This window comes from Phaeospirillum tilakii (assembly GCF_042683125.1).
In the GTDB taxonomy this organism is placed as follows: domain Bacteria; phylum Pseudomonadota; class Alphaproteobacteria; order Rhodospirillales; family Magnetospirillaceae; genus Phaeospirillum; species Phaeospirillum tilakii.
On the sequence record NZ_JBHUIY010000058.1, the window covers coordinates 1 to 13,048 of the forward strand.

Genomic DNA, 13,048 nt, shown 5'->3' on the forward strand with positions numbered 1-13,048 from the left:
GCGGGCGCGGCAGGGGGCTCGGCGGGCGCCGCCGCGTCGCGGGCCGCGCGGCGGGCGCGGGGCGCGCCGGCACCGACCGGGACCAGCCGGTCGTCGGGCGTTACGACAATGTCGGCGGCGCTCAGACGTCGCATTGCGCGTTCTCCACCATCCAGCGGACCAGATCGGGGAAGCTCAAGCCGGCGTGGGCGGCGATGTCCGGGACCAGCGAGGTCGCGGTCATGCCGGGTTGGGTATTCACTTCGAGCAGCACCAGACGCGGCTTCTCCCCCGGGCGGGTGTCATCATAGCGCAAATCGGCGCGTGAGACGCCCCGGCAACCCAGGGCCTGATGCGCCGCCACCGCCAGACGACCGGCTTCGACATAATCCGCGGCGGGCAGGGGGGCGGGCATGATGTGGCGGGAGCCGCCGGGAGCGTATTTGGCATCGTAGTCATAAAAACCGTGGTCGGATGTGATCTCCAGCACACCCAGCGCCCGGTCGCCCATCACCGCCACCGTCAGTTCCCGCCCGGGAATGAACTCTTCCACCAGTACCTGATCGCCGACGAACGGCCACGCGCCCAGCGGGTCGGCGTTGGTGCCGGCGGCGACGATGTGGACCCCCACCGACGAGCCCTCGTTGAGCGGCTTGACCACATAGGGGCGGGGCAGCGGCGCCGGCTCGCCCCGCCGCACCACCCGGCCGCGCGCCACCGGCAGGCCGGCGGCCTCGAACAGGCGGCGAGCCTGGGCCTTGTCCATCGCCGCCGCCGAGGCCATCACCCCGGAATGGGTGTAGGGCAGCCGCATCAGTTCCAGCAGCCCCTGGACGCAGCCATCCTCGCCGAAGCGGCCGTGCAGGGCGTTGAACACCACGTCCGGCCGGGCGGCATCGAGCGCCGCCACCAGCGCGGCGGCATCGCGGCCGCATTCGACCAGGGTGACGTCGTAGCCGGCCTCGCCCAGCGCGGCCCCGACCGCCTGACCCGAGCGCAGCGACACCTCCCGCTCCGAGGAGGCGCCGCCCATCAGCACCGCGACCCGACGCGCGCTCATGGCCGGACTCCGATGCGGCGGATTTCCCAATGCAGCTCGACGCCGCTGTGCTCCCGCACCCGCCGCCGGACCTCCTCGCCCAGATCCTCGATTTCGGCGGCGGTGGCCTCGCCGAGATTGATCAGGAAATTGCAGTGCTTGTCCGACACCCGCGCTCCCCCCCGGGTCAGGCCGCGGCAACCGGCGGCGTCGATCAGCCGCCACGCGCTGTCGCCGGGCGGATTGGCGAAGGTCGAACCGGCGGTGCGCACCTTCTGCGGCTGGTGGGCCTCGCGGTGGGCGCGGATCCGCTCGCGCTCGGCCTTGATCGCCGCCGGGTCGCCGGGGTGGGCGGCCAGGGTGGCGCCCAGCACGATCTCGTCATCGCCGAGCGCGCTGGTGCGGTAGCCGAGGCCGAGTCCGGCGGCATCGCGCCGCCAGGGCTGGCCGGCGCGGTCGAGCCCGTGCGCCTCGACCAGCACGTCGGCGAGGCAGCGGCCGAAGGCGCCGGCATTCATCCGCACCGCGCCGCCGATCGAGCCGGGGATGCCGGAGAGGAATTCGAGGCCGCCCAGGCCGGCCGCCTCGGCCTCGCGCGCGACGGCGAGGTCGAGCGCGCCGGCCCCGGCCGTCACCATGCCCCCGGCCACCGTCACCGCGCCGAAGGCCGGGCCGAGCCGCACCACCGCGCCCGGCACCCCGCCGTCGCGCACCAGCAGGTTGGAGCCGGCGCCGATCACCGTCAGCGGCACCCCGGCCGGCAGGGCGGCGAGGAAGGCGGCGAGGTCGGCGGAATCGGCCGGGCGGACCAGCAACTCGGCCGGGCCGCCGACATGGAACCAGGTGAAGGGGGCGAGCGGGGCGTCGCGATCGACCCGGCCGCGCAAGGGCGGCAGCGAATCGCGCCAGTCGGCGCCGCCGGTGGTCCGGGCGGTGGGCCGGGGCTGGCTCATTCGCCGTCCTCCATCGTCGCCGGATCGCCGGCCGGCGGCGGCGGCAGCGCCGCCAGCGCCGCCGGCAGGGCCTGGGCCCAGCTGGTGATCGAGCCGGCGCCGAGGCAGACCACCAGATCGCCCGGCCGCGCCACCCGCCGCACCAGACCGGGCAGCGCCGCCGGCTCGGGCAGGGCGATCACGTTGCGGTGGCCGTGGTCGCGCAGGGCGCGCACCAGGGCGTCGCGGTCGATGCCGGGAATCGGCGCCTCGCCGGCGGCATAGACGTCGGCGACGATCACGGTGTCGGCATTGTTGAAGCAGGTGCAGAACTCGGCCATCAGGCTGGCCAGCCGGCTGTAGCGGTGGGGCTGGACCACCGCCACCACCTGCCCGTCGGGGCAAGCGCCGCGCGCCGCCTTCAGCACCGCCGCGATCTCGACCGGATGATGGCCGTAATCGTCGATCACCTCGATGCCGTGGGCGCCGCCGACCCGGGTGAAGCGGCGCTTGACCCCCTCGAACCCGGCCAGGGCGCGGCGGACGATGTCGTTGGGCAGGCCGAGTTCGGCGGCGACGGCGATCGCCGCCAGCGAGTTCTGCACGTTGTGCTCGCCATACATCGGCAGATGCAGGTCGGCGATGGTGCGCGACTGGCCGGTGACCCGGTCGGTGAGGGTGACGTCATAGGACCAGCCGCCGGCGCCGGGGCGCAGGTTGATCGCGCGGATCATCGCCTGGGGCGACAGGCCGTAGGTGACGATCTTGCGGTCGGGCACCCGGGCGATCAGCCCCTGCACCTCGGGATGGTCGATGCACAGCGCGGCGAAGCCGTAGAACGGGATGCTCTCGACGAAATGGAGGAAGGCGTCGCGCAGCCGGTCGAAGCTGCCGTAATGGTCCATGTGCTCGGGGTCGATGTTGGTGACCACCACCGCGGTCGAGGGCAGCTTGAGGAACGACCCGTCGGATTCGTCGGCCTCGACCACCATCCAGTCGCTGGCGCCGAGCCGGGCGTTGGTACCGTAGGCGTTGATGATGCCGCCGTTGATCACGGTGGGATCGAGCCGGGCCGCGTCGAGCATCGCCGCGATCAGCGAGGTGGTGGTGGTCTTGCCGTGGGTGCCGCCGATGGCGATCGCGGTCTTGAGCCGCATCAGCTCGGCCAGCATCTCGGCCCGGCGCACCACCGGCACCAGCCGCGACCGCGCCGCCAGCACCTCGGGATTGTCGGGCCGCACCGCCGAGGACACCACCACCACCCGGGCGTCGCCCAGCGCCTCGGCGCTGTGGCCGATGCGGATGCCGATGCCCATCCGCCGCAGCCGCTCGACATTGGCGTTGTCGGCGATGTCGCTGCCCTGCACCCGGTAGCCCAGGTTGTGCAGGATCTCGGCGATGCCGGACATGCCGATGCCGCCGATGCCGACGAAATGGATGGTGCCGATGGAAAGCGGCATGGTGCGCATGGGTGGTCAGGTCCTCGTTGCAGGCGGACAGAGCCCGACCACCAGATCGGCCAGACGGCGGGCGGCGTCGGCACGGCCGGCGCGACCGGCACAGGCGGCGGTGCGGGTCAGGGTTTCCGGGGCGTGCAGCAACTCGTCGAGCCGCGCCGCCAGGGTTTCGGGAGTAAAGCCGGTCTGCGGCATCAGCCACGCCCCGCCATGTTCGGCGACGGCGTGGGCATTGGCGGTCTGATGGTCGTCGATCGCGTGGGGGTAGGGCACCAGGATCGCCGGGCGGCCGAGCGCGATCAGCTCGGCCACGGTCGAGGCCCCGGCGCGGGCGATCACCAGATGGGCCTGGGCGATCCGTTCCGGCGCGTCGGCGAAGAAGCTGGCGAGGGTGGCGCGGATGCCGCTGGCGCGATAGGCCTGCTCGACCCCGGCCAGATCCTCCGGCCGGCACTGCTGGGCCACCTCCAGCCGGGGGCGGAGGTCGTCGGGCAGCCGGGCCAGCGCCGCCGGCACCACCTCGGACAGCACCCGCGCCCCCTGGCTGCCGCCCAGCACCAGCAGCCGCAGCGGGCCGTCCGGGGCCGGGGCGGGGTAGGGGGTGCCGCCCAGCGCCGCCACCGCCGCCCGCACCGGCATCCCGGTATGGACCAGCCGGTCGGCGAGGCGGGGCTCGATGTGGGCGACCTGGGGGAACGAGGTGGCGATGCGATCGACCCGCCCGGCCAGCAGCCGGTTGGCGCGGCCGAGCACCGCGTTCTGCTCGTGGATCACCGTCGGGCGGTGGGCCATCGTCGCCGCCACCATCCCCGGCACCGAGGCATAGCCGCCGAAGCCGACCACCACCGCCGGGTCGAGCGTCTTCAGCAGGCGGCGGGCCTGGAGGATGCCGAGCGCCAGTTCGCCCGCCGCGCGCAGCCGGGCCAGCGGGCCGCGCCCGGCCAGTCCGCCGGCGCGGATGCGGTGGGTTTCGAGCTGGCCCAGCGTGCCGCCATAGGCCTCGCCGCGCCGGTCGGTGACCAGCGCAAGGCGCAGGCCGCGTTCCAGCAGCGCCCCGGCCAGCGCCTCGGCGGGAAAGACGTGGCCGCCGGTGCCGCCGGCGGCGAGGACGATCAGCGGCGCGGCCGGTTTCATGTGTCGAGTCCTTCCTGTCCGTAACGGGTGCGGGTCAGCGCCAGCACCATCCCCATCGCCAGCGCCAGCGCGATCATCGACGAGCCGCCATAGGAGATGAACGGCAGGGTCATCCCCTTGGCCGGCATCAGCCGCAGGGTCGAGGCCATGTTGACGCAGGCCTGGAGGCCGAACTGCACCAGCAGGCCGGTGGTGGCCAGCACCACGAACAGGTTGTCCTCCTTGATCAGCCGGGCCAGACCGCGCAGCACGACGAAGGCGAACAGCGCCACCACCACCAGGCACAGGGCGAGGCCGAATTCCTCGCCGGCGACGGCGAGGATGAAATCGGTGTGGGCGTCGGGCAGCACCAGCTTGACCTTGCCCTCGCCCGGGCCGCAGCCGAACAGCCCGCCATTGCGGAAGGCGTGCAGCGCGGTGGCGACCTGATAGCCGTCGCCGCCCGACGGGTCAAGAAAACGGTCCACCCGCGACTGGACGTGGGGGAACATCTGGTAGGCGGCCACCGCCAGCACCGGCGCGGCCATTCCCATCCCCACCACCAGCAGCAGCGGCATCCCGGCCAGGAAGAACTCGACCGCCCAGATCATCGCGAGCACCGCGGTCTGGCCGACGTCGGGCTGGAGCAGCAGCAGCCCGGCCACCAGCCCGAGCAGGCCGCAGGCGATCAGCCGGCCGGGAAAGCCGGGATCGAGCCGGGCGCCGGCGAACATCCAGGCCACCACCACCGCGAAGAACGGCTTGGCGAATTCCGACGGCTGCACCGACAGGCCGGCCAGGGTCAGCCAGCGCCGCGCCCCCTTGACCTCGGCGCCGATCAGCGGCACCAGCACCAGCATCGCCACCGATACCAGCAGCCCGATCACCGCCATCCGCCGCACCTGACGCGGGGTCAGCAGCGACACCCCCAGCATCACCGCCACCGCCGGGGCGAGGAAGACGAACTGACGGCGGACGAAATGGAAACTCTCGACGTGGATCCGCTCGGCCACCGCCGGGCTGGCCGCCATCGTCAGCAGGGCGCCGACGGCGATCAGCAGCATCAGGGCGGCGATGGTCCAGCGATCGACCGTCCACCACCAGCGGCCGAGCACGGAGGTATCGGTGCGGCCGAAGGTGATGCTCATCCCGCCGCACTCCCGCCCTCGGCCCCCCGGGGGGCGCCGCTGGTCGGCACGCCGTCGGCGCGGGCGTTGCGTTCGATCGCGGCGACCATCTCGCGGAACACGTCGCCGCGATGCTCGAACGAGCGGAACTGATCCCACGAGGCGCAGGCCGGCGACAGCAGCACCACCTCGCCGCTCCGGGCCTGCCGCCGGGCCAGATCGACCGCGACCCCCAGTTCGCCGCAGCAGGTGGTCGGCACCTTGGCGGCGGCCAGCCGCCGGGCGAAGGCCTCGGTCGCCTCGCCGATCAGATAGGCGTGGGCGATGCGGGGGAACAGCGGCGCCAGCGCGTCGATGCCGCCCTCCTTGGGCCGGCCGCCGAGGATCCAGTGGATCCGCTCATGGCAGACCAGGGCCTTTTCGGTCGCGTCGGCGTTGGTCGCCTTCGAATCGTTGATCCAGGCCACCCCGCCGATCTCGGCCAGCCATTCCTGGCGGTGGGCGAGGCCGGGATAGGTCGCCAGCGCGGCGGCGGCGGCCTGGGGGGCGACCCCTTCGGCCCGGGCCAGCGCATAGGCGGCGCAGGCGTTCTGCCAGTTGTGGCGGCCGGGCAGGCGCGGGCAGGCGGCGAGATCGGCCACCACCTCTCCGTCCTCGCGCAGTTTGCCGTCGGCGGCCGATACTCCCCGCTCCAGCGGGGTTTCGGCCGAGATCCGCACCACCCGCCGGCCGGCGGCCTCCAGTTCGGCGGCGATCGCCCGGCAGGGTTCGTCGTCGATGCCGATCACGGCGGTGCCGTCCGGGGCGAGATAATCGAACAGCCGGCGCTTGGCGGCGACATAGCCCTCCATCCCGCCATGGCGGGCGAGATGGTCGGGGGTGATGTTGAGCAGCGCGGCACTCGACAGCACCAGCCCGTCCGACAGTTCGAGCTGGTAGGAGGACAGCTCCAGCACCAGCCGCCCGTCCGGCCCGAGGTCGGGCAGGTCGAGCGCGGCGGTGCCGAGATTGCCGCCGGCGGCGGTCGCGATCCCGGCTTCCGCCAGCAGATGGGCGACCAGGGTGGTGGTGGTTGATTTGCCGTTGGTGCCGCTGATGCCGACGATGCGGGCGCCGGGACGCGAGCGGGCCAGCAGGCTGATGTCGCTGACCAGCGGCACCCGCTCGGCGCGGGCGGCCTCGGCCAGCGGATGGGGGGTGGGGTGGGTGTGCGGCACGCCCGGGCTCCACACCAGCAGATCGACCCCCAGCGGGCATTCCGCCAGCGGGTCGGCCACCGGGATGCCGGCGCTCGACGCCTGGTCCCGCGCGGTGGACTCGTCGTCCCAGGCCAGCACGGTGGCGCCGGCCGCGAGCAGGGCCCGGGCGGTGGTGGTGCCCGACTTGCCGAGGCCCATCACCGCGACCTTCCGGCCGGCGAGAAAGCTGAGCGCCATCGATCCTCCCCTATCGCAGTTTCAAGGTGGAAAGCCCGGCCAGGGCAAGGATGGTGGCGATGATCCAGAACCGGATCACCACCGTCGGCTCGGCCCAGCCCTTCTTCTCGAAGTGATGGTGCAGCGGCGCCATCCGGAACACCCGCTTGCCGGTCAGGCGGTAGGAGGTGACCTGGACGATCACCGACACCGTCTCCAGCACGAACAGGCCGCCGACGATGCCGAGCACCAGCTCGTGCTTGGTCACCAGCGCCACCGCGCCCAGCGCGCCGCCCAGCGCCAGCGAGCCGGTGTCGCCCATGAACACCATCGCCGGCGGGGCGTTGAACCACAAAAAGCCGAGGCCGGCCCCCACCAGCGCCCCGCAGAACACCGCCAGTTCGCCCGCGCCGGGGACGTAATGGATCTGCAGGTAGTTGGCAAACACCGCGTGGCCCACCAGATAGGAAATGACCGCGAACACCCCGGCGGCGATCATCACCGGGACGATCGCCAGCCCGTCGAGTCCGTCGGTCAGGTTGACGGCGTTGCCGGCCCCCACCACCACGAACACCGCGAAGGGCAGGTAGAACCACGACAACTGGATCAGGATGGTCTTGAAAAATGGCACGGCGAGGGCACCGGCCATCGGTTCGCGCTGAATCGACAGCACCCACAGCGCGGCGATGAGGGCGATGGCGATCTCGCCGACCAGCTTCGAGCGGCCGGGCAGGCCCTTGGGGTTCTTCTTCGACACCTTGAGGTAATCGTCGAGGAAGCCGATCAGGCCGTAGCCCAGCGTCACCAGCAGCACGATCCACACGCAGGGCGACCGCAGATCGGCCCACAGCAGGGTCGAGACCGCCAGCGCCAGCAGGATCAGCAGCCCGCCCATGGTGGGGGTGCCCTTCTTGGTCAGCAGATGGCTTTCCGGCCCGTCGGCGCGGATCGGCTGGCCCTGCTTCTGCCAGCCGCGCAGCCAGACGATCAGTCGGGGCGCCAGCACGAACGACACCACCAGCGCGGTCAGCGTCGCGCCGACCGCGCGGAAGGTGATGTAGCGGAACAGATTGAACACCCCAATCTGGTCGGCCAGGGGATAAAGAAAATCATACAGCATGTTGCCCCGGCACCCTTTCCGTCAGAGCCTGAACGACGCGGGCCATGCGGCTGCCCGCCGAGCCTTTGACCATCACCACGTCGCCCGGACGCAGGCCGGCCAGCACCAGCGGGATCGCGGCGTCGGCGGAATCGGCATGGCCGCCCCGGCGCGATTCGGCCAGGACGGCGTGGAGGTTGGCCATCAGTGGGCCGGCGGTGTACACCAGATCGATCCCCCAGGTCTCGATCGCTTCCGCAAGGCCGGCATGCAAAGCCGGCGAGTCTCGCCCCAGTTCCAGCATGTCGCCCAGCACGGCGAGGCGGCGGCCGCCCTTGGCCGGCCGGGCCGCCGCCAGCGCGGCGATCGCCGCGTTCATCGACACCGGCGAGGCGTTGTAGCTTTCGTCGATCAGCTCGACGCTGCCGCCGCCGGCGCAGGGCAGGCGCAGCCGCCGGCCGCGCCCCTTCGGCGCGGCGAGGCTGGCCAGGGCGCGCGCCGCCCGCAGCGGGTCGCCGCCCAGCGCCTCGACCGCCAGCAGCACCGCCAGCGAATTGACCGCCCATTGCCGCCCCGGCACGCCGATGCGGTAGGCCAGGGCGCGGTCGCCGATCAGGGCGAACACCGCGGTCGAATCCGGATCGACCCCGCAATCGAGCAGGCGGGCGTGGGCATCGATGTGGTTGCCGAACGAGCGGACGACGAGGCCGCGCTCGGTCGCGGCGGCGGCGAGGCGGTGATAATGGCGGTTGTCGCGCGGCAGGATCGCCACCCCGCCCGGGGTGACGCCGCCGAGGATCTCGGCCTTGGCGTCGGCGATCGCCTCGGTCGAGGCGAAGAATTCGAGATGGACCGCCTCGACGGTGGTGATCAGCGCCACCTCGGGCCGCACCAGCGCGGCGAGCGGGGTCAGCTCGCCCGGATGGTTCATGCCGAGTTCGAACACCGCGAAGGCGGCATCGCGCGGCAGCCGGGCCAGCGACAGCGGCACGCCGTAATGATTGTTGAGGTTGCCGGCGGTGGCGTGGGTCGGCCCCTGCTCGGCCAGGGCCAGCGCCAGCATCTCCTTGGTGCCGGTCTTGCCGACGCTGCCGGTGATGGCGGCGACGCGGGCGGTGGTGCGGGCGCGGGCGGCCCCGGCCAGCGCGGCGAGCGCGGCGCCGCTGTCCGCCACCCGCAGCAGCGGGGCGTCGGCGGCCAGCCCGTCCGGCCGGCGTTCGACCAGGGCGGCGGCGGCCCCGGCCGCCAGCGCGGCGGCGACATGGTCGTGGCCGTCATGGCTCGGCCCCCTGAGGGCGACGAACAGCTCGCCCGGTTGCAGGCTGCGGCTGTCGATCGACACCCCGCCGGCGCTCCAGGCGCGGCCCTCGGCGTGGCCGCCGGTGGCGGCGGCGGCCTCGGCGCCGGTCCACAGCGGCCCGGCCCCGCCGATCCGGTCGGCCGCCAGCGCGGCGGCGCGGGCCTCGACCGCGTCGTCGAACGGCAGCACCTGATCGCCGACGATCTGGCCGGTCTCGTGGCCTTTGCCGGCGATCACCAGCAGGTCGCCCGCCTCCAGCCCGGCGACGGCGGTGCCGATCGCGGCGCGGCGGTCGGCGATCTCGATCCCGCCCAGGCAGCCGGCCAGGATCGCCGAGCGGATCCGGGCCGGATCCTCGCCGCGCGGGTTGTCGTCGGTGATGAGGACCCGGTCGGCCAGCCGGCCGGCGATCGAGCCCATCAGGCCGCGCTTGCCGGGGTCGCGGTCGCCGCCGCAGCCGAACAGCGCCACCAGCCGTCCGGTGGCATGGGGCCGCAGCGCCCGCAGCACGGTTTCCAGCGCGTCGGGGGTGTGGGCGTAATCGACATAGATCGCGGCGCCGTTGGCGCGGGCGGCGACCCGCTGCAACCGCCCCGGCACCCCGTCGAGCCGCTCCAGCGCCGCCAGCGCCCGGGCCGGCTCGGCGCCGATGGCGACGGCGAGGCCGAGCGCGGACAAGGCGTTGTGGGCCTGGAACCGCCCGGCCAGCGGCAGGGCGACGCTGACCTCGCGCCCGAACAGGCCGAGGCGCAGGGTCTGGCCGGTGGGGGTGGGGGTGGCCTCGATCAGGCGGATGTCCTCGCCGGCGGCGCCGGTGGTGATCAGGCGCAGGCCGCGGGCGCGGGCGGCGGCGGCGAAATAAGGCGACCAGTCGCCGTCCATGTCGATCACCGCGACGCCGTCGCCGGGCAGCAGCTCGGTGAACAGACGGCGCTTGGCGGCGGCGTAGGCCTCCATGTCGCGGTGATAGTCGAGATGGTCGCGGGTCAGGTTGGTGAAGGCGGCGGCCTTCAGCCGCACCCCGTCGAGCCGTTCCTGGTCGAGGCCGTGGCTCGACGCCTCCAGGCTGGCATGGGTCACCCCCAGCCCGGCCAGCCGGGCCAGAATCCGGTGCAGTTCGACCGGGTCGGGGGTGGTCATGCCGCCCTTGGCCTCGTCCCAGCCGTCGGCGATCACCCCGAGGGTGCCGATCGCGGCGGCGGGATGGCCGAGCCCGGCCATGATCCGGCGGAAGAACCACGCGGTCGAGGTCTTGCCGTTGGTGCCGGTCACCGCCACCATCGTCTCGGGCTGGGCCCCGGCGAAGGCGGCGGCGAGCAAGGCGAGGCGGCGGCGCGGGTTGGGCGAATGGATCAGCGCCACCCCGGGCGGCAGATCGGCGACGGCGTGGCCGGCCGGCACCAGCAGCGCCACCGCCCCGGAAGCCAGCGCGGCGGGGATGAAGTCGCGGCCGTCCTGGCGGCTGCCGGGCAAGGCGGCGAACAGGAAGCCGGGCCGCACCGCGCGCGAATCGGCGGTCAGGCCGAGGATGATCGGATCGGGCCCGGATACCCCGGGCATCAATTCAGTCAAACGCGGCAACCTCGTGCCCTCCCGGCTGAGTGGTGGCGGTGGCGGGACGCCCGTCGCGGCCGCGTCCGGCCACCGGCTGCGGCGGCGCCACCGGTTTGGGCATCAGCCCGAGCAGGGGGGCGATCTGGGCGATCACCCGGCCAGCCACCGGGGCGGCAGTCCAGCCGGCGGCGATGAAACCGTAGGTTTCGCGGGTTCCCTGCGGTTCGTCAACCATGATCAGCACGGCGTAGCGCGGATCGTCGCTGGGGAAGGTGGCGATGAACGAGGCCAGCACCGCCTTGCGGCGATAGCCGCCATGGGCGGCCTTCTCGGCGGTGCCGGTCTTGCCGCCGACGTCGTAGCCCGGCACGTCGGCCTTCTTGCCGGTGCCGTCGGCCACCACCATCCGCATCAACTGGCGCATCTGGGCCGAGGTGGCGGGCTTGACCACCCGGAAGGCCGGGGTCTGCTCGCCGGCGGGATGGGCCAGCAGGGTGGGGGCGTGATATTCGCCGCCATTGACCAGGGCGGCGGTGCCGGCCAGCAATTGCAGCGGCGTCACCGACAGCCCGTGGCCGAACGAGATGGTGATGGTGTTGATCTCGCGCCAGGGATTGGGCACCAGCGGCGCGCCGACCTCGGGCAGTTCGATCGCCGGCGGCGCCAGCATGCCGATCCGGCCGAGGAAGGCGCGCTGGGCCTCGGTGCCGACCTCCAGCGCCATCCGCGCCGAGCCGATGTTGGAGGAATGGATCAGGATCTCCGGCACCGTCATCCAGCGGTTCTGGGCGTGATCGTCGTGGATCACCCGTCCGGCGAACACCAGCGGCTTGGTGGCGTCGAAGCTGCTGTTCATGGTGATGCGGCCGCTTTCCAGCGCCATCGCCGTGTTGAACAGCTTGAAGGTCGAGCCCATTTCGTAGGCGCCCTTGGTGGCGCGGTTGAACAGGGCCGGATCGGTGCCGGGCGGCGGGTCGTTGGGGTCGAAATCGGGCAGGCTGACCATCGCCAGCAGCTCGCCGGTGCGGACGTCCATCACCATCCCGGTGGCGCCGATCGCCCTGAATTCCTCCACCGCCCGCAGCAACTGGTCGCGGACGATGGTCTGGACCCGGATGTCGATCGACAGGGGCAGCGGCTCGTGGCTGTCGCGCAGGGTGGTTTCGAACCGCTTTTCGATCCCGGCGATGCCGACATTGTCGATGTCGGTCATCCCGACGACATGGGCCAGCAGCGGGCCGTGCGGATAGACCCGGGTCTCGCCCTTCTCGAACTGGAGCCCGGGGATGCCGAGCGCGTTGACGTCCTGATACTGGCGCGGCGTCAGGTTGCGGCGCAGATAGGCGAACTGGCGGTTCGAGCCGAGCAGGGCGGCGACGTCGGCGACGTCGAGTTCGGGCAGCACCCCGACCAGCCGGGTCGCCGCCTCGACCGGGTCGGCGCGGGCGGTGCGCAGGTCGTCGGGGCGGGCGAACAGCGACACCGTCGGCAGCGACGAGGCCAGCAGCACCCCGTTGCGGTCGGTGATGTCGGCGCGGGCCATCTCGACCCCGCTGCTGCGGCCGCCGCCGGTGCCGGCGCCGCTGTTGCCGCCGTGATCGAGCAGGGTGACATCGACCAGCCGCACCGCGATCGCCCCGAACACCAGCACGAACACCAGCGCGGTGGCGAGCAGGCGGGACCGGCCGGTTTCCAGGGCCTCGCTGCGCACGCCGTCGAGCCGGACCGCGACCCCCGCCTGGAGGTCGTCGCCGGCATGGAACCCGGGGCGGCGGCGCGAGGGGAACAGGCTCATCGCGCCTCGGCCTCGAGGTCGGGGGCGCCCTGAGCCAGCGCCGGGGAGCGGATCACCAGCGAACGGGTGCCGTGGCCGGTGGCGACGCTGGTGGCGGGGGCGGCGGGCGCCGGCGGGGTGACCGGGGCGGACGGCATCACCATCACCCGGGCCGGCGCGGTCGTCGCCAGACTGGCGGCGGCGGGAACCGGGGCGGCCGGGGCCGGACGGCTGGCGGCGGGCCGGGGCGGCGGCGCGG

At 73.2% G+C, this 13,048-nt stretch carries 9 protein-coding genes and 1 pseudogene; all 10 read right to left on the reverse strand.

Annotated elements, in window-relative coordinates; translation table 11 throughout:
* Positions 1–121 precede the first annotated feature (121 nt).
* Positions 122–1,039, reverse strand: a complete 918-nt coding sequence (locus ACFSNB_RS17600) for a D-alanine--D-alanine ligase (protein ID WP_377318966.1) — start codon at positions 1,037–1,039, stop codon at positions 122–124.
* Positions 1,036–1,971 (reverse strand): UDP-N-acetylmuramate dehydrogenase, encoded by a 936-nt coding sequence (murB, locus tag ACFSNB_RS17605; protein WP_377318968.1) that lies wholly within the window; start codon positions 1,969–1,971, stop codon positions 1,036–1,038. The genes ACFSNB_RS17600 and murB overlap by 4 nt, the downstream gene beginning before the upstream one ends.
* Positions 1,968–3,419: a UDP-N-acetylmuramate--L-alanine ligase gene (gene murC / locus ACFSNB_RS17610; RefSeq protein ID WP_377318970.1), complete on the reverse strand. Its 1,452-nt coding sequence runs from the start codon at positions 3,417–3,419 to the stop codon at positions 1,968–1,970. Before murC ends, murB begins: the two co-directional genes overlap by 4 nt.
* Positions 3,420–3,425: 6 nt before the next feature.
* Complete coding sequence (gene murG / locus ACFSNB_RS17615) at positions 3,426–4,541, reverse strand: undecaprenyldiphospho-muramoylpentapeptide beta-N-acetylglucosaminyltransferase (protein WP_377318972.1); 1,116 nt, start codon at positions 4,539–4,541, stop codon at positions 3,426–3,428.
* Complete coding sequence (gene ftsW / locus ACFSNB_RS17620; RefSeq protein ID WP_377318974.1) at positions 4,538–5,668, reverse strand: putative lipid II flippase FtsW; 1,131 nt, start codon at positions 5,666–5,668, stop codon at positions 4,538–4,540. The genes murG and ftsW overlap by 4 nt, the downstream gene beginning before the upstream one ends.
* Positions 5,665–7,083 carry a UDP-N-acetylmuramoyl-L-alanine--D-glutamate ligase gene (murD, locus tag ACFSNB_RS17625; protein ID WP_377318976.1) on the reverse strand — a complete coding sequence of 473 codons (1,419 nt, stop codon included), beginning with the start codon at positions 7,081–7,083 and terminating at the stop codon, positions 5,665–5,667. Before murD ends, ftsW begins: the two co-directional genes overlap by 4 nt.
* 10 nt (positions 7,084–7,093) lie before the next feature.
* The gene (mraY, locus tag ACFSNB_RS17630; RefSeq protein WP_377318978.1) at positions 7,094–8,182 is read right to left on the reverse strand and encodes a phospho-N-acetylmuramoyl-pentapeptide-transferase; all 1,089 of its coding nucleotides are present in this window, start codon (positions 8,180–8,182) and stop codon (positions 7,094–7,096) included.
* Positions 8,172–11,021, reverse strand: a complete 2,850-nt coding sequence (locus ACFSNB_RS18885; RefSeq protein WP_417629377.1) for a UDP-N-acetylmuramoyl-L-alanyl-D-glutamate--2,6-diaminopimelate ligase — start codon at positions 11,019–11,021, stop codon at positions 8,172–8,174. The genes mraY and ACFSNB_RS18885 overlap by 11 nt, the downstream gene beginning before the upstream one ends.
* Positions 11,022–11,025: 4 nt before the next feature.
* A complete protein-coding gene (locus tag ACFSNB_RS17645; RefSeq protein ID WP_377318980.1) occupies positions 11,026–12,810 on the reverse strand; it encodes a peptidoglycan D,D-transpeptidase FtsI family protein in 1,785 nt (594 codons plus the stop codon).
* Positions 12,807–13,048, reverse strand: a pseudogene (locus ACFSNB_RS17650) (hypothetical protein); the annotation flags it as partial. The gene ACFSNB_RS17645 and the pseudogene ACFSNB_RS17650, both read right to left, overlap by 4 nt.